This is a genomic window from Marinobacter sp., assembly GCF_041595835.1.
Classification (GTDB): domain Bacteria; phylum Pseudomonadota; class Gammaproteobacteria; order Pseudomonadales; family Oleiphilaceae; genus Marinobacter.
Genome location: NZ_JBFHJO010000046.1, coordinates 1 through 20,096, shown reverse-complemented (window position 1 = coordinate 20,096; position 20,096 = coordinate 1). Strand labels below are relative to the sequence as shown.

Below are 20,096 nucleotides of genomic sequence, written 5' to 3'. Positions count from 1 at the left end.
GTAATGCCGGGTGACAACGTTCAGATGGTTGTTACTCTGATTGCTCCGATCGCCATGGAAGATGGTCTGCGCTTCGCGATTCGTGAAGGTGGACGTACCGTTGGTGCCGGTGTTGTTGCTAAGATTATCGAGTAACCTTCGGGTTACTCATTTGTTGTTGCACTGAGTTGTTTCGGTGCAGGCCAGTAGCTCAATTGGCAGAGCAGCGGTCTCCAAAACCGCAGGTTGGGGGTTCGATTCCCTCCTGGCCTGCCATTTTTTAACATCCAGATACATAAGCTGATTCCTATGGAGTCAAAAGCCGTTCAGTCAGCCAGCCGTTTCGACATCGTGAAGTGGCTGGTTGTTTTCGTTTTGATTGCCGTCGGTGTTGTCGGTAATCAGTATTTCAGTGCCGAGTCCGTGCTTTACCGGGTTTTGGCTCTCGTGGTGTTGGGTGCAGTTGCTGCTTTTGTGGCGCTTCAGACCGACCGTGGTCGCCGTTTTGCGACTTTGCTCAAGGAAGCACGCGTAGAGATCCGGAAAGTGGTGTGGCCCACTAGGCCTGAACTGGTCCAGACAACAGTTATTGTTGTTGTCTTTGTGCTGGTTGTGTCTTTGATTTTGTGGGGTATGGACTCGCTGATCAGTTGGCTTGTCGCCGGCTTTATCGGTTAACAGGAGTGTCAATGGCTAAGCGCTGGTACGTTGTTCATGCGTATTCTGGCTTTGAAAAGCATGTGATGCGCACTCTTAAAGAGCGTATTGCTCTGGAAAGCATGGAAGACAAGTTTGGCGATATCCTGGTTCCGACCGAGGAAGTCGTTGAAATGCGTGACGGGAAAAAGCGCAAAAGTGAGCGCAAGTTTTATCCTGGCTACGTATTAGTTCAAATGGAAATGGATGATGCTTCGTGGCACCTTGTAAAGAACACTCCGCGTGTTCTTGGCTTTATTGGTGGTACAAAAGATAAGCCGGCCCCTATTACGGAGCGTGAGGCGGAAGCGATTCTGCGTCGCGTGGAAAGTGGGGCTGATAAGCCGAAGCCGAAAACCCTTTTCGAGCCTGGCGAGGTTGTTCGTGTCGTCGAAGGTCCGTTCGCTGACTTTAATGGCGTGGTGGAAGAAGTCGATTACGATAAGAGTCGTGTGAAGGTCGCTGTCCTTATTTTTGGTCGTTCAACTCCGGTGGAGCTGGAGTTTGGTCAGGTCGAGAAGGATTAAAGGCGGTCTGAAAAGTTATAGCTCGCGCGCTACGGCGACGCGGGCTTTTTGTGTCTGCTTTGAGCAGATGTAATCAGAGGGGAGCCGAAAGGCGTTTGAACCCATAGGAGAGCTATCATGGCAAAGAAGATTGAAGCCTATATTAAGCTTCAGGTTGCTGCCGGTCAGGCCAACCCAAGCCCCCCAGTTGGCCCTGCATTGGGTCAGCGTGGCGTAAATATCATGGAATTCTGCAAGGCGTTCAACGCCAAGACTCAAGGTGTTGAGCCAGGTCTGCCGATTCCTACTGTTATTACTGTGTACAGTGATCGCAGCTTTACGTTTGTAACCAAAACTCCGCCAGCCGCCGTTCTACTGAAGAAAGCCGCGGGTGTGAAGAGTGGTTCCGGTCGTCCGAATACGGACAAAGTGGGATCGGTCACTCGTGCTCAGCTGGAAGAAATTGCCAAGACCAAAGAGCCGGACATGACTGCTGCGGATCTGGATGCGGCAGTTCGTACGATCGCTGGTACTGCCCGCAGTATGGGCCTGACTGTGGAGGGTCTGTAAGATGGCAAAGTTGACCAAGCGTAAAAAGCTGATCGCCGAAAAAGTAGACTCTACGCGCGCATACTCCGTAGATGAGGCGGTTGCTCTGTTGGCTGAAGTTGGCCAAACAGTAAAGTTTCAGGAGTCGCTTGATGTTGCGGTGAACCTGGGCGTTGACGCTCGTAAATCGGATCAGGTTGTTCGTAGCAGTACAGTCCTTCCTCACGGCACAGGTAAAACTGTACGTGTTGCTGTGTTCACTCAGGGCGCGAATGCCGAGAAAGCGACAGCTGCTGGTGCAGACATCGTTGGCATGGATGAGCTGGCTGAAGAAGTTAAAAAAGGCAACATGGATTTTGACGTGGTTATTGCAACTCCGGACGCCATGCGTGTTGTCGGTCAGTTGGGTCAGATTCTGGGGCCCCGTGGTCTGATGCCGAACCCGAAAGTTGGTACTGTAACTGCTGACGTAGAAACTGCGGTTAAAAATGCCAAAGCTGGTCAGGTTCGCTACCGTACAGACAAAAACGGCATCATCCATGCTCCGCTGGGTAATGTTGAGTTTTCTGCACAGAGCATCAAGGAAAACCTTGAAGCTTTGATTGCAGATCTGAAAAAGGCCAAACCTGCGTCGTCTAAAGGTGTGTATCTGAAGAAGATCACTATCTCGTCGACAATGGGTCCTGGCCTGACTATTGATCAGGGTACTTTGAGCCTCTGATTGATGGTTACTTTGTAGTCTAGGCGGAAGCCGAGGCTGTCAAAGACCGCAGGCCCCCGAGGCCCTTGTTCGCAAGGGCCGTAAAGGTTAAAGCAACGCCTGCGCAGACGGTGTGACGACGTTCTCTCTGAACCCAAACACCGTTAGGCGCCCCATTTGGGGCAATGATGGGTTTGCCGGGGTTGTCCCGGCGAAATCGAGGAGAAATCCAGTGGCAATTAGACTCGAAGACAAGAAAGCGATCGTCGCTGAAGTCAACGAGACTGCTGGTACTGCTCTGTCTGTGGTTTTGGCTGACTACCGTGGTGTCACCTCTGGTGACATGACAGCGCTTCGTGCCAAAGCTCGTACCGAGAATGTTCGCCTGAAAGTTGTTCGCAACAATCTGGCGAAGATTGCAATTAAAGGTACTGAGTTTGAGTGCATCGATTCTGCGCTGGTTGGCCCGACCATTCTGGCTTTCTCAATGGAAGATCCGGGTGCCGCTGCGCGCCTGCTGAAGGATTTTGCCAAAGAGAATGAGGCTTTCGAAATTAAGGCCCTGGCCGTCGGCGGTGAGCTGATGGGTGCGGACCAAATCGATCGCCTGGCTACTCTGCCGACGCTGCACGAAGCGTTGACGAAGCTGGCCATTGTTACACAGGCACCAGTTACCAAGCTCGTACGTACTCTGAACGATATTCCGGGAAGAATTACACGTGTCGTAGCTGCAGTCCGAGATCAGAAGCAAGACGCTGCTTGATTCTGTTGAACACCATTTTTTATATTTTGGGAGAAAGTCATGGCTCTGTCTAAAGACGATATTTTGAATGCAATTGCTGAAATGAGCGTAATGGATGTTGTTGCGCTGGTTGAAGCTATGGAAGAGAAGTTCAACGTTTCAGCTGCTGCAGCTGTTGCTGCTGCTCCTGCAGCTGCCGCCGGTGGCGAAGCTGCTGAAGAGAAAACTGAGTTTGACGTTGTTCTGACCGGTCCTGGCGAGAAGAAAGTTAACGTCATCAAGGCTGTTCGTGAACTGACAGGTCTTGGCCTGAAAGAAGCGAAAGAAATGGTTGACGGTGCACCTTCTACTATTAAGGAAGGCGCAAGCAAGGACGAGGCTGAAGAAGCCAAGAAGAAGCTTGAGGAAGCAGGCGCTTCTGTTGAGCTTAAGTAATAGTCGGTTGTTGATCGACACCGCACGTTAAGTGCGGATGGGCTGGTGGCTATGTGCCACCGGCCTTTTTGTGTTGTATATGCTATAGAGTCTGGTGTGCAATTGCAGGTTGATGTCAGTTCTATAACCTACAGCCAGAGTCTTGTTCAAGACGGCGCGATATGCCGAGCAACTCGGCCCCGAAGCAGAACACATGATTGCTTCTTGATACCAGGTATCAGGTCTAAAGCTGGGGAATGCAGATGACTTACTCCTACACTGAAAAAAAACGGATTCGCAAAGACTTTAGTAAATTGCCATCCGTGATGGACGTCCCCTATTTGCTGTCTATTCAGCTAGATTCTTTCCGGGACTACCTACAAATGGAAGCGGCACCTGAAGACCGTCGGGAAACCGGTCTTCATGCGGCGTTCAAATCCGTATTCCCGATTGTCAGCTATTCTGGCAACGCCGCGCTCGAATATGTGAGCTATCGGATCGGTGAGCCGGTATTTGACGTCAAGGAATGCCAGCTCCGGGGCGTGACATACGCCGCGCCGCTGCGGGTGAAAGTCCGCTTGATTATTTATGACAGAGAATCGTCGAACAAGGCGATCAAAGACATAAAAGAACAAGAGGTCTACATGGGCGAAATGCCCCTGATGACCGAGAACGGTACCTTTGTTATTAACGGTACTGAACGTGTAATTGTTTCCCAGCTGCACCGGTCGCCAGGTGTATTCTTTGATCACGACAAGGGTAAAACCCATTCGTCCGGCAAGCTGTTGTATTCAGCTCGGGTGATTCCTTACCGTGGTTCATGGCTTGACTTCGAATTCGATCCAAAAGATTCCGTTTTCGTTCGTATTGACCGTCGTCGTAAGCTGCCGGCATCTATTCTGCTGCGGGCTCTCGGCTATACCTCGGAGCAAATGCTGGCGATGTTCTTCGAGACCAGCAAGTTCTCCGTGGGTAAAGATGTCTGCAAGCTCGAACTGGTTCCAAGCCGTCTGCGTGGTGATATAGCCACCTTCGATATCAAAGATAAAGAAGGTAATGTCATTGCTGAGGAAGGTCGTCGAATTACTGCTCGTCATATCAAACAGCTTGAAAAAGCAGGTATTACTGAGCTGGAAGTTCCAACGGAATACCTTTACGGGCGGGTTCTCGCCAAGGATATGATTGACGAGTCCACAGGCGAAGTGCTCGTTGAATGTAACACCGAACTGACAGAAGAGGTGGTGGACAAGATCCTCGATGCCGGTGTTAAAGAAATAGAAACGCTGTACACCAACGATCTTGACTGTGGTCCGTTCATGTCTGACACCCTGCGTGTCGATCCGACCCGGACACCGCTGGAAGCACTGGTTGAAATCTACCGCATGATGCGCCCTGGCGAGCCGCCAACAAAGGAATCTGCGGAGAATCTGTTTAACAACCTGTTCTTCTCTGCAGAGCGCTATGACTTGTCAGCTGTTGGCCGGATGAAGCTGAACCGCCGTCTTGGTCGCGAAGAAAGCACTGGCGAAGGTATTCTGACACACGAAGACATTATTGACGTTCTCAAGACGTTGATTGCGATTCGTAATGGTCAGGGTCAGGTTGATGATATCGATAACCTGGGCAACCGTCGTGTTCGCTGTGTCGGCGAAATGGCTGAGAACCAGTTCCGGGTTGGTCTCGTTCGTGTAGAACGGGCTGTTCGTGAGCGTTTGAGTCTGGCTGAAAGTGAAGGCCTGATGCCTCAGGATCTCATCAACGCCAAACCTGTTGCGGCTGCTGTTAAAGAGTTTTTTGGCTCTAGCCAGCTGTCCCAGTTCATGGACCAAAACAACCCGCTGTCTGAGGTAACTCATAAACGTCGTATCTCCGCGTTGGGCCCGGGTGGTCTGACACGTGAGCGTGCCGGTTTTGAGGTTCGAGATGTTCACCCGACTCACTACGGTCGTGTGTGCCCGATCGAAACCCCGGAAGGTCCGAACATTGGTCTGATCAACTCTTTGGCCACCTATGCCCGAGCTAATTCCTACGGCTTCCTGGAAAGCCCGTACAGGAAGGTGGTTGACGGTGTTGTTACTGACGAGCTGGTATATCTTTCCGCTATTGAGGAAAGTAACTACATCATCGCTCAGGCAAGTGCTGCGACCGATGAAGACAAACGTTTGACCGACGAGTTGGTTACTGTTCGTCATCAAAACGAATTTACCGTTGCTCCGCCAGAAGCGGTTAATTTCATGGACGTATCGCCGCGCCAGGTTGTATCTGTCGCTGCGTCTCTGATCCCCTTCCTGGAGCACGACGATGCTAACCGGGCGTTGATGGGTGCGAACATGCAACGTCAGGCGGTTCCGACGCTGATCTCCCAGGTTCCTCTGGTAGGTACTGGTGTTGAGCGTACCGTTGCACAAGACTCCGGTGTTTGTGTAACTGCTCGCCGTGGTGGTGTGATTGAGAGCGTTGACGCGGCGCGTATCGTTGTGCGTGTTAACCAGAGTGAGACTGAGGCTGGTGATGCTGGTGTGGATATTTATAACCTCACCAAATATACCCGCTCGAACCAGAATACCTGCATAAACCAGCGCTCGATCGTGCGTCAGGGTGATGAAATAGCCCGTGGTGATGTACTTGCAGATGGTCCGTCTGTCGATTTGGGTGAGCTGGCTCTCGGCCAGAACATGCGCATCGCATTCATGCCGTGGAACGGATACAACTTTGAGGATTCCATCCTCATCTCCGAGAAAGTGGTTCAGGAAGATCGCCTGACCACTATCCACATTCAGGAGTTGACCTGTGTGGCTCGTGATACCAAGTTGGGTAGTGAGGAAATCACTGCGGACATCCCGAACGTGGGTGAAAGCGCACTGGCCAAACTGGATGAATCCGGGATCGTCTACATTGGTGCAGAAGTAGGGCCTGGCGATATTCTCGTGGGCAAGGTGACACCGAAGGGTGAAACCCAGCTCACACCGGAAGAGAAATTGTTGCGTGCTATCTTTGGTGAGAAAGCGTCAGATGTTAAAGACACCTCTCAGCGTGTTCCGACTGGTACCCGTGGTACGGTTATCGATGTGCAGGTGTTCACCCGTGATGGCATCGAAAAAGATTCCCGGGCACAGGCTATCGAAAAGGAACAGTTGGATAAGTACCGGAAAGATCTGAAGGATGAGTACCGTATTGTTGAAGGTGCTACGTTCGAGCGTCTGATGGTCGGTCTGAAAGGCCAGGAAGTTATTAGCGGCCCGGGTCTTAAGAAGGGTGCTAAGCTGGATGAGGCCTATTTGTCTGAACTTCCGCGCTCTGACTGGTTCAAGTTGCGGATGAAAGATGAGTCTCTGAACGAGCTGTTGGAGAAATCCGAACAAGGCCTGGAAGAGCGTAAAAAAGAGCACGAAGCTCGTTTTGACGACAAGAAAGGCAAGCTTCAGCAGGGCGATGATCTGGCTCCTGGTGTGCTCAAAATTGTTAAGGTTTACCTGGCAATTAAGCGTCGCATCCAGCCTGGTGACAAAATGGCCGGTCGTCACGGTAACAAAGGTGTTATTTCAGCGGTTATGCCGATTGAAGACATGCCTTACGACGAGTTTGGCAATACCGTCGATATCGTTCTTAACCCGCTGGGTGTACCGTCGCGTATGAACGTTGGTCAGGTGCTTGAAACCCATCTGGGTGCAGCAGCCAAAGGTTTGGGTGAGCGGATTGGCCGAATGCTTGATGAGCAGCGTAAAGTCGCTGAACTTCGTAAGCTTCTGGACGAGATCTATAATCACTCGGATGAGGTGTTTAAAGTTGACCTTGATAGCCTGACCGACAAGGAAATCGTTGAGCTTTGTAATAATCTGCGAGGCGGCGTTCCAATGGCAACACCGGTATTCGATGGTGCTGAGGAAGCCGAGGTGAAGCGGATGCTTGAGTTGGCTGGCCTGGATACTACAGGGCAGACGAAGTTGTATGACGGCCGTACAGGTGATGCTTTTGATCGCCCTGTTACGGTTGGTTATATGTACATTCTCAAGCTCAACCACCTGATTGACGATAAGATGCACGCCCGTTCGACCGGTTCTTACAGCCTGGTTACCCAACAGCCATTGGGTGGTAAGGCGCAGTTCGGTGGACAGCGTTTCGGTGAGATGGAAGTCTGGGCGTTGGAGGCATACGGTGCCGCCTACACCCTGCAGGAAATGCTTACCGTTAAGTCTGATGACGTCAACGGCCGGACCAAAATGTACAAGAATATTGTCGATGGAGATCATCGCATGGAGCCGGGTATGCCCGAATCCTTCAACGTTCTTGTCAAGGAAATCCGCTCGTTGGGTATCGACATCGAGCTGGAATCCGAGTGAGCCGAATAGTTTTTTGGCAGCGTGAGCGGGCACTTTTCGTGCCCGCCCGAGATTAACGCCATCCGGAGCTTTTACTGATGAAAGATTTACTGAATCTTCTCAAGAGCCAGAATCAAAGCAAGGAATTTGATGCCATCCGTATAGGGTTGGCGTCACCCGATATGATTCGCTCCTGGTCTTTCGGCGAAGTGAAAAAGCCTGAGACCATTAACTACCGTACCTTCAAGCCGGAGCGTGACGGTCTTTTTTGTGCCAAGATCTTCGGCCCGATCAAGGATTACGAGTGCCTGTGCGGTAAGTACAAGCGCCTCAAGCATCGCGGTGTTATCTGCGAGAAGTGCGGAGTTGAAGTCGCCCTCGCAAGCGTTCGTCGTGAGCGCATGGGCCATATTGAGCTGGCCAGCCCGGTCGCTCACATTTGGTTCCTGAAGTCTCTGCCATCCCGTATTGGCCTGATGCTGGATATGACTCTGCGCGATATTGAGCGGGTGTTGTATTTTGAGAGCTTCATTGTTATCGATCCTGGTATGACGACGCTCGAGAAGGGGCAGCTGCTCAATGATGAGCAATATTACGAGGCCCTTGAAGAGTTTGGTGACGAATTCGATGCCCGCATGGGTGCCGAAGCCATCAAAGAATTGCTGCAAGATATCGACTTGCAAGCCGAAGTCGACCGGTTGCGGGAAGAGATTCCTCAGACTAATTCAGAGACCAAAATTAAGAAATTCAGCAAGCGTCTGAAGATTCTTGAGGCTTTCCTGTTCTCGGGTAACAAACCGGGTGACATGGTTATGACTGTGTTGCCAGTATTGCCGCCGGATCTGCGTCCGTTGGTACCGCTGGATGGGGGTCGGTTTGCGACGTCTGATCTGAACGATCTTTATCGTCGTGTGATCAACCGTAATAACCGTCTCAAGCGCCTGCTGGAGCTGAATGCTCCGGATATTATCGTGCGCAATGAGAAACGTATGCTTCAGGAAGCTGTTGATGCCCTTCTGGATAACGGCCGTCGCGGCCGTGCCATCACGGGTACAAACAAGCGTCCGCTGAAGTCTCTGGCTGACATGATCAAAGGTAAACAAGGTCGTTTTCGTCAGAACCTGCTTGGTAAGCGTGTTGACTATTCAGGCCGTTCGGTCATTGTAGTTGGACCTTACCTGCGCTTGCACCAGTGCGGTCTTCCCAAGAAGATGGCTCTTGAGCTGTTCAAGCCGTTTATTTTTTCTAAGCTTGAGCACCGCGGGCTGGCCACGACGATTAAAGCTGCCAAGAAAATGGTTGAGCGAGAAGAGGGCGTGGTCTGGGATATCCTGGATGAGGTTATTCGCGAGCATCCGATCCTTCTGAACCGGGCCCCAACTCTGCACCGTTTGGGTATTCAGGCGTTCGAACCAATATTGATCGAAGGTAAAGCGATTCAGCTGCACCCATTGGTTTGTGCCGCCTACAACGCTGACTTTGATGGTGACCAGATGGCGGTTCATGTACCGTTGACTCTGGAAGCTCAGCTTGAAGCCCGGGCATTAATGATGTCCACGAATAACGTGCTGTCTCCCGCAAATGGCGAGCCGATCATTGTACCGTCGCAGGATGTTGTACTTGGCTTGTACTACATGACGCGTGAGCGCCATGCGGCACTTGGTGAAGGTATCGTTTTTGCTGATGTCAAAGAAGCCCACCGTGCCTATGGCGCTGGTAAGGTTGATCTTCAGGCCAAAGTGAAAGTCCGGGTTAAAGAAGTGGCTATCTCAGAAGATGGCGCCAGGACTGAGGCATATCGTATCGTAGACACGACAGTTGGTCGTGCGCTGCTGTTTGATATCGTGCCTGACGGCCTTCCGTTCGACATTATCAACCGGCCGATGGTTAAGAAGGCGATCTCCAATCTGATCAACACCTGCTATCGTGATGCGGGCCTCAAAGATACCGTTATCTTTGCTGACCAGCTTATGTACATGGGGTATCACTATGCAACCCGCTCAGGTATCTCGATTTGTTTTAACGATTTTGAGATTCCTCCCGAGAAGTACGAGCTGGTTGATGCAGCATCTGATGAAGTAAAAGATATTGAAAACCAGTACGCGTCTGGTCTGCTGACTCAGGGTGAGAAGTACAACAAGGTTATCGATATCTGGTCCCGTGCTAACGATAAAGTGTCCAAAGCGATGATGGAGCGCCTGTCTAAAGAGCACGTTCTCGACGCAGATGGTCAGCACGTCAAGGGTGAAGATGGTCAGGAGCTGATGCAGGAATCATTCAACTCCGTGTACATGATGGCTGATTCCGGTGCGCGGGGTTCTGCGGCCCAGATTCGTCAGTTGTCTGGCATGCGGGGTTTGATGGCCAAGCCTGATGGCTCGATCATTGAAACGCCGATTACAGCCAACTTCCGTGAGGGCCTGAACGTACTGCAGTACTTCATCTCAACACACGGGGCTCGTAAAGGGTTGGCGGATACAGCACTCAAGACCGCCAACTCCGGTTATCTGACTCGTCGATTGGTGGATGTGTCCCAGGATCTGGTTGTGACCGAAGAAGACTGTGGCACAGAGGAAGGCCTGCTGATGACGCCTCACATCGAGGGTGGCGATGTCGTAGTGCCGCTGGGCGATCGTGTTCTTGGTCGCGTAACTGCACGTGACGTGTTCACTCCGACTGACAAAGAAAATGCAGTCGTTGAAGCTGGTACCTTGCTTGATGAGAAGACCGTTGAGTTGGTTGAACAAGCTGGTGTTGATGAAATCTGGGTTCGATCTGCGATCACCTGTGAGACGCGCCACGGTATCTGCTCCAAGTGTTATGGTCGTGACCTGGCCCGTGGTCACCGGGTTAACGTGGGTGAGGCTGTAGGTGTTATCGCTGCACAGTCTATCGGTGAGCCTGGTACTCAGCTCACCATGCGTACGTTCCACATTGGTGGTGCGGCTAGCCGGGCTTCTGCTGTTGATAACATCCAGGTTAAGCATGGTGGTACTGTCCGCCTGCATAACCTCAAGTCTATTGAAAAGACAGATGGTTCACTGGTTGTTATCTCTCGTTCCTCTGCGTTGGCGATTGCTGATGAACAAGGGCGTGAGCGTGAGTGGTATAAGCTGCCATACGGTGCCGTGCTGTCGGTTAAGAATGGGCAAGTAGTTGAGGCTGGTGCGGCCGTTGCTAAATGGGATCCGCATACTCACCCGATCATCGCGGAAGCGAAAGGTATCGCCAAGTTCGTCAACATGGAGGAGGGCATTACTGTCCGGACTCAGGCGGATGAATTGACCGGCCTGTCTACGATGGAAGTTATCGACCCGAAAGAGCGTCCTGCTGCGGGTAAAGACATTCGTCCGGCTATTCAGTTGCTTGACGAGGCTGGCGAGGAACTTCAGCTTCCAGCTGGTGGTGCCGCCATCTTCTTCCTGCCGGCCAATGCTCTGGTGAGTATGGCCAATGGCGCTAAGGTAGAGCTGGGCGATGTTGTTGCTCGTATTCCTCAGGAAAGCTCGAAGACACGAGACATCACTGGTGGTCTGCCGCGAGTCGCCGACTTGTTCGAAGCACGTCGCCCGAAAGAGTCTGCGATCCTGGCTGAAATCAGCGGCGTAGTTTCATTTGGTAAAGAAACCAAAGGCAAAAAGCGTTTGGTGATTACACCGAAAGATGATGATGCCTACGAGGTACTGATTCCGAAGCACCGTCAAATGAACGTATTTGAAGGTGAAACGGTCGAAAAAGGTGAGGTTATTTCTGACGGTCCATCCAACCCGCATGACATCTTGCGTCTGTTGGGTGTGGTGGAGCTGGCGAAATACATCACCAATGAAATTCAGGATGTTTACCGTCTGCAAGGTGTTGTCATTAACGATAAGCATATTGAAGTTATCGTTCGGCAGATGCTGCGCAAGGTTGAAATCACCGATCCTGGCGACACAACACTGTTGTCCGGTGATCAGGTTGAAATCACCCATGTTCTGGAAGAAAACGAGAAGGCGATTGCGGCTGATAAAGAGCCGGCCAGATTTGAGCGTCTGCTGCTGGGTATTACCAAAGCGTCGTTGGCAACCGAGTCGTTCATTTCTGCGGCGTCGTTCCAGGAAACAACTCGGGTTCTCACCGAGGGTGCGGTCACTGGTAAGCGTGACTACTTGCGCGGCCTGAAAGAAAACGTTGTGGTTGGTCGACTGATTCCGGCCGGTACAGGCCTGGCATATCACAGTGCGCGTCGTCGTAGAAAAGACCTGGAAGAGCAAGGTGTGACTGCGGCGGATGTTGAAGAAGCTCTGAGCGCAGAACTTAATCGCGGAAGTTGATTAAGAGCGCACCACCCTCCGGGTAGATACCTACCCGAAGGGTGGTTAAAAAGAGAACAGTCGTCTTGACTGAGCACGGTCGCAGGCTTAAACTTGCGACCCTTAAATTTTACCTCCTGTAACAGGGGGGTAAGTTTCATTGGTATGGTTTTTTGGAGTTTGCTTACATGGCAACGATTAATCAGTTGGTGCGTAAGCCTCGTAAACGCAAGGTAGCCAAGAGCGATGTTCCTGCTCTTCAGGCCTGTCCTCAGCGCCGTGGTGTATGTACTCGTGTGTACACCACAACGCCGAAGAAGCCGAACTCAGCACTTCGTAAAGTGTGCCGTGTTCGTCTGACCAACGGCTTCGAGGTTTCCTCATACATTGGTGGTGAAGGTCATAACCTTCAGGAGCACAGTGTTGTGCTAATTCGCGGCGGTCGGGTAAAAGACCTTCCGGGTGTGCGCTATCACACTGTTCGCGGTACTTTGGACACCCAGGGTGTGCAGAACCGTAAGCAGGGTCGCTCCAAGTACGGTGCAAAACGACCCAAGTCTTGATGCCTGCGGGTGTCTTTTATCGTTGCTTGTCAGAACGGTAAGAGTAAGGCTGAGTAGCATTTTGCTATCTCAGGGGTTCCTGAAGACCTTTTAAACATAAGGGCTTATCGATGCCTAGAAGAAGAGTTGCAGCAAAGCGGGAAATTATTCCCGATCCTAAGTTCGGCAGTTCGCGTCTTGCGAAATTCATCAACCACGTGATGGAGCATGGCAAGAAATCAACAGCAGAGCGCATTGTTTACGGTGCTCTGGCGATTGTTGCCGAGAAGTCTAAAGAAGAGCCGATCGAAATGTTCGAGAAGGCCCTGGAAAACATCCAGCCGATGGTTGAGGTTAAATCCCGTCGTGTGGGTGGTGCTACTTACCAGGTGCCTGTAGAAGTACGGCCTTCCCGTCAGAACGCGTTGGCTATGCGCTGGCTCGTTGAGTTCTCGCGGAAGCGTGGCGAAAAGTCTATGGCTCAACGTCTGGCTGGTGAGATTCTTGATGCAGCCGAGAGCAAGGGCTCTGCAGTGAAGAAGCGTGAAGACGTACACCGCATGGCTGAAGCCAACAAGGCTTTCTCTCACTTCCGTTTCTAATCAGCCGAGGTTTATACAGTGGCACGCAAAACACCGATTAAACGTTACAGAAACATTGGTATCTGTGCGCACGTTGATGCGGGCAAGACCACAACGACCGAGCGTATTCTTTATTACACTGGTCGTAGTCATAAGATGGGTGAGACCCATGATGGCGCGTCTACCACTGACTGGATGGAACAAGAGCATGAGCGTGGTATTACTATCACCTCCGCTGCTGTTACTACATTCTGGCAGGGCATGGACAAGCAGTTCGATGAGCATCGCATAAATATCATCGATACCCCAGGGCACGTTGACTTCACTATCGAAGTTGAGCGTTCTCTGCGAGTTCTCGATGGCGCGGTGGTTGTGTTCTGTGGTTCTTCTGGTGTTGAGCCGCAGTCAGAAACTGTTTGGCGTCAGGCGAACAAGTATGAAGTTCCTCGTATGGTCTTTGTGAACAAAATGGACCGTGCCGGAGCAGACTTCCTGCGCGTAGTTGAGCAGATCAAAGCTCGTCTTGGTGCTACTCCTGTGCCTCTTCAGTTGCCGATCGGTGCCGAAGATCAGTTTGCGGGCGTTGTGGATCTGCTGCGTAACAAAGCGATCTACTGGAGCGACGACGATCTGGGTATGACCTACCGCGAGGACGAGGTTCCTGCGGATATGGTTGACCAGGTTCAGCAATACCGTGAGGCGCTGGTCGAAGCTGCGGCCGAAGCGAACGAAGAGTACATGGACAAGTATCTCGAAGGTGGTGAGCTTACCCTGGAAGAGATTAAGGCGGGGCTTCGTGCTCGTACCTTGGCCAATGAAATCGTTCTGGCGTGTTGTGGTTCTGCATTCAAGAATAAGGGTGTTCCAGCGGTTCTTGATGCGGTTGTTGAATACTTGCCGGCGCCTGACGAAGTTCGTGCGATCCGTGGTGAGGTTGACGACGAGGGTACTGAAGAGACTCGTCCGGTGGATGACAATGCACCTTTTGCGGCCTTGGCATTCAAGATCGCGACCGATCCTTTTGTTGGTGCTTTGACTTTCTTCCGTGTTTACTCTGGAAAACTTGAGTCCGGAAACTCTGTTTTCAACTCGGTCAAAGGTAAAAGAGAGCGTGTGGGCCGTATGGTTCAGATGCATGCCAATGATCGTGAAGAGATCAAAGAAGTGTTGGCTGGTGATATCGCTGCGGCAATTGGCCTCAAGAGTGTGACTACGGGTGATACTCTGTGTGATGAAAATCACAAGATCATTCTGGAGCGAATGGAATTCCCTGAGCCGGTGATTTCGGTTGCCGTAGAGCCTAAGTCAAAGGCCGATCAGGAGAAGATGGGTGTGGCGCTGGGTAAGTTGGCCCAGGAAGATCCGTCGTTCCGTGTTCGCACCGACGAAGAGTCCGGGCAGACGATTATCTCCGGTATGGGTGAGCTTCACCTGGATATCATTGTTGATCGTATGCGTCGTGAATTTAAGGTCGAGGCCAACATTGGTAAGCCGCAGGTTGCTTACCGTGAGTGCATTCGCAAGCCGGTTGATGTTGAAGGTAAGTTCGTTCGTCAATCTGGTGGTCGCGGTCAGTATGGTCACGTTAAGGTCAAGTTTGAGCCGCTGCCATTGGATGATGAAGATGGCGAAAACTTTATCTTTGTGAACGAGATTGTTGGTGGTGTTGTTCCTAAGGAATACATCCCGGCCGTCCAGCAAGGTATTGCCGAGCAGATGCAGAATGGCTGTCTGGCAGGTTATCCGTTGCTGCGTATCAAGGCTACCTTGTATGACGGCTCCTACCATGATGTCGACTCTAACGAGATGGCTTTCAAGATTGCTGGTTCCATGGCAATGAAGAAAGGTGCTCTGGAGGCCAATCCTGCGCTTCTTGAGCCTATCATGAAGGTTGAAGTTGTCAGCCCTGAGGATTACATGGGTGACGTCGTCGGTGACTTGAACCGTCGTCGCGGCCTGATTCAGGGAATGGATGACGGCCCTGCGGGCAAGATCATCCGTGCAGAAGTTCCATTGTCGGAAATGTTCGGTTATGCCACTGACCTGCGTTCAGCGACACAGGGTCGGGCGTCTTACGCGATGGAATTCTCTCGTTATATGGAAGCTCCTTCGAACATTGCCGAAGCGATCATTAAAAAGGGTTGATCCCCAGGACTTAAGAAACAGGAAGAGGTGTAACCGTGTCCAAAGCTAAGTTTGAACGTAATAAGCCACACGTAAACGTGGGCACCATCGGTCACGTTGACCATGGTAAAACTACTCTGACAGCTGCCCTGACCCGTGTATGTCACGAAGTTTGGGGTACAGGCGAGAGCCGTGCTTTCGATCAGATCGATAACGCACCGGAAGAGCGTGCGCGTGGTATAACCATCGCGACCTCTCACGTTGAGTACGATTCTCCGATTCGTCACTACGCGCACGTAGACTGCCCGGGTCACGCCGATTATGTTAAGAACATGATCACTGGTGCGGCTCAGATGGACGGCGCTATTCTGGTGTGTTCTGCAGCTGACGGCCCAATGCCGCAGACTCGTGAGCACATCCTGCTGTCTCGTCAGGTAGGTGTACCGTACATCGTTGTGTTCCTGAATAAAGCGGACATGGTTGATGACGAAGAGCTGCTTGAGCTGGTTGAAATGGAAGTTCGCGACCTGCTGAGCATGTATGACTTCCCGGGCGATGACACTCCGATCATCACCGGTTCTGCTCTGATGGCTCTGGAAGGTAAAGACGATAATGAGATGGGAACGACTGCTGTTAAGAAGCTTGTAGAAGCTCTTGATGCATATATCCCTGATCCTGAGCGAGCAATCGATCAGCCGTTCCTGATGCCGATCGAAGACGTGTTCTCTATCTCTGGTCGTGGTACTGTTGTGACCGGTCGTGTAGAGCGTGGCGTAATCAAGGTTGGTGAGGAAGTTGAGATTGTTGGTATCAAAGATACCGTCAAGACTACCTGTACCGGTGTTGAGATGTTCCGTAAGCTGCTCGACGAAGGTCGTGCAGGCGAGAACGTAGGTGTTCTGCTGCGTGGTACCAAGCGTGACGACGTTGAGCGTGGTCAGGTGCTGTGTAAGCCGGGTACCATTCATCCGCACACCAAGTTTGAGTGTGAAGTGTACGTACTGTCCAAAGAAGAAGGTGGTCGTCATACTCCGTTCTTCAAGGGCTACCGTCCGCAGTTCTACTTCCGGACCACTGATGTGACTGGATCTTGCGAGCTGCCGGAAGGTGTTGAAATGGTAATGCCGGGTGACAACGTTCAGATGGTTGTTACTCTGATTGCTCCGATCGCCATGGAAGATGGTCTGCGCTTCGCGATTCGTGAAGGTGGACGTACCGTTGGTGCCGGTGTTGTTGCCAAGATCATTGAGTAATATGCTCGGTTGATCAGGAAAAAGGGGCTGAAAATTCTCAGCCCCTTTTTCCGTTTAAGTCGCACGCTAGCCTGATTGGGTTGGCTGCCTTGGGCAGTTGACACAGTTGGGTATTATGCATACAATGCGGCTCCTTTTTTTGAAGGTCGGCTAACTAGTAGCTGCTACGAGTGGAGTTTGGTGCATTATGCAAAGCCAAAAAATTCGAATCCGGTTGAAGGCGTTTGATTATCGTCTGATCGACCAGTCCACGCAGGAGATCGTCGATACCGCTAAGCGGACTGGCGCTCAGGTTCGTGGTCCTATCCCTCTGCCGACGCGGAAGGAAAAGTACACGATACTGGTATCCCCGCACGTCAATAAAGATGCGCGTGATCAGTATGAAATTCGTACACACAAGCGTTTGCTTGACATTGTTGAGCCGACGGAAAAGACAGTGGATGCTCTGATGAAGTTGGACCTGGCAGCAGGTGTGGACGTTCAGATCAGCCTCGGCTAATACCTTTCGGTATTGGTGTGTGTAACTGTCATAGGCCATAGAGGGTGCGAGCCCCGTACACTTAAGAGGTGAAACATGGCAATTGGTGTTGTCGGTCGTAAGGCCGGTATGACCCGTATTTTTACGGAAGATGGGCAAGCTCTGCCTGTTACGGTAATTGAGGTTGAGCCTAACCGCATTACCCAACTCAAAACTCTCGAAAACGACGGCTACCGTGCAGTTCAGGTGACCGTGGGTTCTCGTCGTTCCTCCCGTGTTACCAAGGCGGAAGCAGGTCATTACGCAAAAGCCGGAGTTGAGGCTGGTCGTGGTTCCTGGGAGTTCCGCTTGGCTGATGGCGAAGGTGAAGAGCTGGCCGCTGGTGGTGAGCTTACTGTCTCTGTATTCGAAGACGGTCAGGTGGTTGATGCTACTGGTCGTTCGAAGGGTAAGGGCTACCAGGGTGGCGTAAAGCGCTGGAACTTCTCCATGCAGGATGCCACGCACGGTAACTCCCTGTCTCATCGTGCTCCGGGTTCCATTGGTCAAAACCAGACTCCGGGTAAGGTGTTCAAGGGTAAAAAGATGGCCGGTCAGATGGGTAATGCACAAGTTACTGTGCAAAACCTGAAGATTGTCCGTGTCGATGCCGAGCGCAACCTGCTGCTGGTAAGTGGTGCCGTACCCGGCGCAACTGGCGGCGATGTTGTCATCAAGCCTGCAGTCAAAGCCTGAGGAGCGGTTCGATGGAATTGACAATTACTGGTAGTGGCAAAGGGATTTCTGTTTCCGATGCTGCGTTTGCCAAAGATTTTAATGAAGCTCTGGTTCATCAGGTGGTTACTGCTTATATGGCAGCCGGCCGTCAGGGTACCAAGGCTCAGAAAACACGTTCTGAAGTCAGCGGTGGCGGTAAAAAGCCATGGCGCCAAAAGGGTACTGGTCGTGCCCGTGCTGGTACCATTCGTAGCCCGATCTGGCGTTCTGGTGGCGTGACATTCGCTGCCAAGCCTCGCGATTTTGAACAGAAAGTTAACCGTAAGATGTATCGTGCGGCCATGTGCTCAATTCTTTCTGAGCTGGTTCGTCAGGAGCGTCTTGTTGTGGTTGACGAGATCAGTGTCGATACTCCGAAGACCAAGGCGTTTACCGCTAAGTTGGCGGATCTGGGTGTTTCAAATGCTCTGATCCTGTCTGAAAGCGTTGAGCAGAATCTGCACCTGGCATCCCGCAACATTCCGCATGTTGATGTTCGTGATGTGGCTGGTCTGGATCCGGTTAGCCTGGTTGCTTACGAGAAAGTCGTGGTCACTGTTCCTGCTCTGAAGAAGATCGAGGAGATGCTGGGATGAATCAGGAACGTATTTATAAGGTCCTGCTTGGGCCGCACGTGTCAGAGAAAGCTTCTCGCGTAGCTGAGCATGGTCAGGTAGTGTTTCGTGTAGCTCCTGATGCAACCAAGCCCGAGATCAAAAAGGCTGTTGAGCAGTTGTTCAACGTCACCGTAGAAGGTGTTCAGGTTCTGAACCGTAAGGGTAAGCTTAAGCGCACTATCCGCGGGTTCGGCAAGCGTAATGACATTCGTAAGGCTTACGTTAAGCTGGCAGAAGGTCAGGACATCGATTTTCTGGATGTGGAATAAGGTAAAGGGGTCGTAATATGCCGATCGTCAAGACCAAACCAACATCTGCCGGACGCCGTCACGTTGTAAAGCTTTACAACCCGGATTTGCACAAAGGGCGCCCATACCAGCCGTTGGTAGAAGCACAAAGTAGGACTGGTGGCCGTAATAACAATGGTCGCATTACTACTCGTCACATTGGTGGTGGTCACAAGCAACACTACCGTGTTATCGATTTTAAACGGACTAAAGATGGTATTCCGGCGATCATTGAACGCCTGGAATATGATCCTAACCGTTCAGCGCACATTGCACTGCTGAAATATGCTGATGGTGAGCGTCGTTACATTATCGCTCCTAAAGGTGTTAAAGCTGGTGATCCTGTGCGTTCCGGCGTCGACGCGCCGATTAAAGTGGGCTCTACTCTGCCGCTCCGGAATATTCCGGTCGGTTCAGTGATTCACTGCGTCGAACTCAAGCCTGGCAAAGGTGCTCAACTGGCTCGCTCAGCGGGCGCATCCGTACAGTTGGTAGCACGGGAAGGGGCTTATGCCACTATCCGCCTGCGTTCAGGTGAAATGCGTAAGGTGCTTGTAGATTGTCGCGCAACGTTGGGTGAAGTTTCCAATAGTGAGCACAGTCTTAAGCAGCTTGGTAAAGCGGGTGCATCACGTTGGCGCGGTAAACGTCCAACAGTACGTGGTGTTGCTATGAACCCAGTTGACCACCCACATGGTGGTGGTGAAGGGCGTACCTCTGGTGGACGTCACCCGGTTACTCCGTGGGGTGTTCCGACCAAAGGGCATAAGACTCGTAAGAACAAACGTACTGATAAGATGATAGTACGTCGTCGTTCGGCCAAGTAAACGACTACATAGAGGTAATTGCTGTGCCACGTTCTTTAAAGAAAGGTCCTTTCATAGACCTGCATCTGTTGAAGAAGGTCGAGGCAGCTCTGGAGAAAAGCGACAAGCGTCCAATTAAAACCTGGTCCCGCCGGTCGACAATTTTTCCTGAGATGGTAGGCCTGACCATTGCAGTCCACAACGGCAAGCAGCACGTGCCGGTTTATGTCACCGAAGATATGGTTGGTCATAAACTGGGTGAGTTCGCGGCAACGCGTACTTATCGTGGTCATGCGGCCGACAAGAAAGCTAAACGCTGATCCTGAGGTAATAGAAATGGAAGTAGCAGCCAAGTATAAGGGCGCTCGCCTCTCAGCTCAGAAAGCGCGTCTTGTCGCTGACCAAGTACGCGGCAAGGCTGTTGAGGACGCCCTGAATATTCTGACTTTCAGCCC

General features: G+C 51.6%; 19 protein-coding genes, 1 tRNA gene and 1 pseudogene. All 21 read left to right on the top strand.

Annotated elements, in window-relative coordinates:
• Positions 1-135 (top strand): annotated as a pseudogene (locus ABYA77_RS12585) (elongation factor Tu); the annotation flags it as partial.
• A gap of 44 nt (positions 136-179) precedes the next feature.
• Positions 180-255, top strand: a tRNA-Trp gene (locus tag ABYA77_RS12580).
• A 33-nt stretch (positions 256-288) separates the two neighbouring features.
• Positions 289-657, top strand: a complete 369-nt coding sequence (secE, locus tag ABYA77_RS12575; RefSeq protein ID WP_372966318.1) for a preprotein translocase subunit SecE — start codon at positions 289-291, stop codon at positions 655-657.
• Between the two features lie 11 nt (positions 658-668).
• Positions 669-1,202, top strand: a complete 534-nt coding sequence (nusG, locus tag ABYA77_RS12570; protein ID WP_372966317.1) for a transcription termination/antitermination protein NusG — start codon at positions 669-671, stop codon at positions 1,200-1,202.
• A 117-nt stretch (positions 1,203-1,319) separates the two neighbouring features.
• Positions 1,320-1,751: a 50S ribosomal protein L11 gene (gene rplK / locus ABYA77_RS12565; RefSeq protein WP_372966316.1), complete on the top strand. Its 432-nt coding sequence runs from the start codon at positions 1,320-1,322 to the stop codon at positions 1,749-1,751.
• Between the two features lies 1 nt (position 1,752).
• Entirely contained in the window at positions 1,753-2,451 is a 699-nt protein-coding gene (gene rplA, locus ABYA77_RS12560; RefSeq protein WP_372966315.1) for a 50S ribosomal protein L1, read from the top strand.
• A 211-nt stretch (positions 2,452-2,662) separates the two neighbouring features.
• Complete coding sequence (rplJ, locus tag ABYA77_RS12555) at positions 2,663-3,193, top strand: 50S ribosomal protein L10 (protein WP_372966314.1); 531 nt, start codon at positions 2,663-2,665, stop codon at positions 3,191-3,193.
• A 39-nt stretch (positions 3,194-3,232) separates the two neighbouring features.
• The gene (rplL, locus tag ABYA77_RS12550) at positions 3,233-3,607 is read left to right on the top strand and encodes a 50S ribosomal protein L7/L12 (RefSeq protein ID WP_372966313.1); all 375 of its coding nucleotides are present in this window, start codon (positions 3,233-3,235) and stop codon (positions 3,605-3,607) included.
• Between the two features lie 242 nt (positions 3,608-3,849).
• Entirely contained in the window at positions 3,850-7,926 is a 4,077-nt protein-coding gene (rpoB, locus tag ABYA77_RS12545; RefSeq protein ID WP_372966312.1) for a DNA-directed RNA polymerase subunit beta, read from the top strand.
• Between the two features lie 77 nt (positions 7,927-8,003).
• Positions 8,004-12,218 (top strand): DNA-directed RNA polymerase subunit beta', encoded by a 4,215-nt coding sequence (gene rpoC, locus ABYA77_RS12540; RefSeq protein ID WP_372966311.1) that lies wholly within the window; start codon positions 8,004-8,006, stop codon positions 12,216-12,218.
• A 167-nt stretch (positions 12,219-12,385) separates the two neighbouring features.
• Positions 12,386-12,760, top strand: a complete 375-nt coding sequence (gene rpsL / locus ABYA77_RS12535; protein ID WP_012139854.1) for a 30S ribosomal protein S12 — start codon at positions 12,386-12,388, stop codon at positions 12,758-12,760.
• 110 nt (positions 12,761-12,870) lie between these two features.
• Positions 12,871-13,341 (top strand): 30S ribosomal protein S7, encoded by a 471-nt coding sequence (rpsG, locus tag ABYA77_RS12530; RefSeq protein ID WP_372966310.1) that lies wholly within the window; start codon positions 12,871-12,873, stop codon positions 13,339-13,341.
• Between the two features lie 18 nt (positions 13,342-13,359).
• Positions 13,360-15,465 (top strand): elongation factor G, encoded by a 2,106-nt coding sequence (fusA, locus tag ABYA77_RS12525; RefSeq protein ID WP_372966309.1) that lies wholly within the window; start codon positions 13,360-13,362, stop codon positions 15,463-15,465.
• Positions 15,466-15,500: 35 nt separating this feature from the next.
• Positions 15,501-16,697, top strand: coding sequence for an elongation factor Tu (gene tuf, locus ABYA77_RS12520; RefSeq protein WP_372966308.1), 1,197 nt, complete (start codon positions 15,501-15,503; stop codon positions 16,695-16,697).
• Positions 16,698-16,884: 187 nt separating this feature from the next.
• A complete protein-coding gene (gene rpsJ / locus ABYA77_RS12515) occupies positions 16,885-17,196 on the top strand; it encodes a 30S ribosomal protein S10 (protein WP_041341420.1) in 312 nt (103 codons plus the stop codon).
• A gap of 75 nt (positions 17,197-17,271) precedes the next feature.
• Positions 17,272-17,910: a 50S ribosomal protein L3 gene (rplC, locus tag ABYA77_RS12510; protein ID WP_372966307.1), complete on the top strand. Its 639-nt coding sequence runs from the start codon at positions 17,272-17,274 to the stop codon at positions 17,908-17,910.
• Positions 17,911-17,921: 11 nt separating this feature from the next.
• Positions 17,922-18,527, top strand: coding sequence for a 50S ribosomal protein L4 (gene rplD / locus ABYA77_RS12505; RefSeq protein WP_372966306.1), 606 nt, complete (start codon positions 17,922-17,924; stop codon positions 18,525-18,527).
• Complete coding sequence (gene rplW, locus ABYA77_RS12500) at positions 18,524-18,817, top strand: 50S ribosomal protein L23 (protein WP_372966305.1); 294 nt, start codon at positions 18,524-18,526, stop codon at positions 18,815-18,817. The genes rplD and rplW overlap by 4 nt, the downstream gene beginning before the upstream one ends.
• 17 nt (positions 18,818-18,834) lie before the next feature.
• Positions 18,835-19,662: a 50S ribosomal protein L2 gene (rplB, locus tag ABYA77_RS12495; RefSeq protein WP_372966304.1), complete on the top strand. Its 828-nt coding sequence runs from the start codon at positions 18,835-18,837 to the stop codon at positions 19,660-19,662.
• 23 nt (positions 19,663-19,685) lie between these two features.
• Positions 19,686-19,961 (top strand): 30S ribosomal protein S19, encoded by a 276-nt coding sequence (rpsS, locus tag ABYA77_RS12490; RefSeq protein WP_114335791.1) that lies wholly within the window; start codon positions 19,686-19,688, stop codon positions 19,959-19,961.
• A 16-nt stretch (positions 19,962-19,977) separates the two neighbouring features.
• On the top strand, positions 19,978-20,096 hold a 119-nt coding region (locus tag ABYA77_RS12485), incomplete at its 3' end, for a 50S ribosomal protein L22 (protein ID WP_372966319.1).

Excerpts from the sequence above, each read along its gene's own strand:
- rpsL (WP_012139854.1), top strand. The coding sequence starts at position 12,386 with ATGGCAACGATTAATCAGTTGGTGCGTAAGCCTCGTAAACGCAAGGTA.
- rplL (WP_372966313.1), top strand. The coding sequence starts at position 3,233 with ATGGCTCTGTCTAAAGACGATATTTTGAATGCAATTGCTGAAATGAGC.
- rplD (WP_372966306.1), top strand. The coding sequence starts at position 17,922 with ATGGAATTGACAATTACTGGTAGTGGCAAAGGGATTTCTGTTTCCGAT.
- rplC (WP_372966307.1), top strand. The coding sequence starts at position 17,272 with ATGGCAATTGGTGTTGTCGGTCGTAAGGCCGGTATGACCCGTATTTTT.
- rplK (WP_372966316.1), top strand. The coding sequence starts at position 1,320 with ATGGCAAAGAAGATTGAAGCCTATATTAAGCTTCAGGTTGCTGCCGGT.
- rpsG (WP_372966310.1), top strand. The coding sequence starts at position 12,871 with ATGCCTAGAAGAAGAGTTGCAGCAAAGCGGGAAATTATTCCCGATCCT.
- secE (WP_372966318.1), top strand. The coding sequence starts at position 289 with ATGGAGTCAAAAGCCGTTCAGTCAGCCAGCCGTTTCGACATCGTGAAG.
- rpoB (WP_372966312.1), top strand. The coding sequence starts at position 3,850 with ATGACTTACTCCTACACTGAAAAAAAACGGATTCGCAAAGACTTTAGT.
- rplW (WP_372966305.1), top strand. The coding sequence starts at position 18,524 with ATGAATCAGGAACGTATTTATAAGGTCCTGCTTGGGCCGCACGTGTCA.
- rpsJ (WP_041341420.1), top strand. The coding sequence starts at position 16,885 with ATGCAAAGCCAAAAAATTCGAATCCGGTTGAAGGCGTTTGATTATCGT.
- rplB (WP_372966304.1), top strand. The coding sequence starts at position 18,835 with ATGCCGATCGTCAAGACCAAACCAACATCTGCCGGACGCCGTCACGTT.
- rplA (WP_372966315.1), top strand. The coding sequence starts at position 1,753 with ATGGCAAAGTTGACCAAGCGTAAAAAGCTGATCGCCGAAAAAGTAGAC.
- rpoC (WP_372966311.1), top strand. The coding sequence starts at position 8,004 with ATGAAAGATTTACTGAATCTTCTCAAGAGCCAGAATCAAAGCAAGGAA.
- nusG (WP_372966317.1), top strand. The coding sequence starts at position 669 with ATGGCTAAGCGCTGGTACGTTGTTCATGCGTATTCTGGCTTTGAAAAG.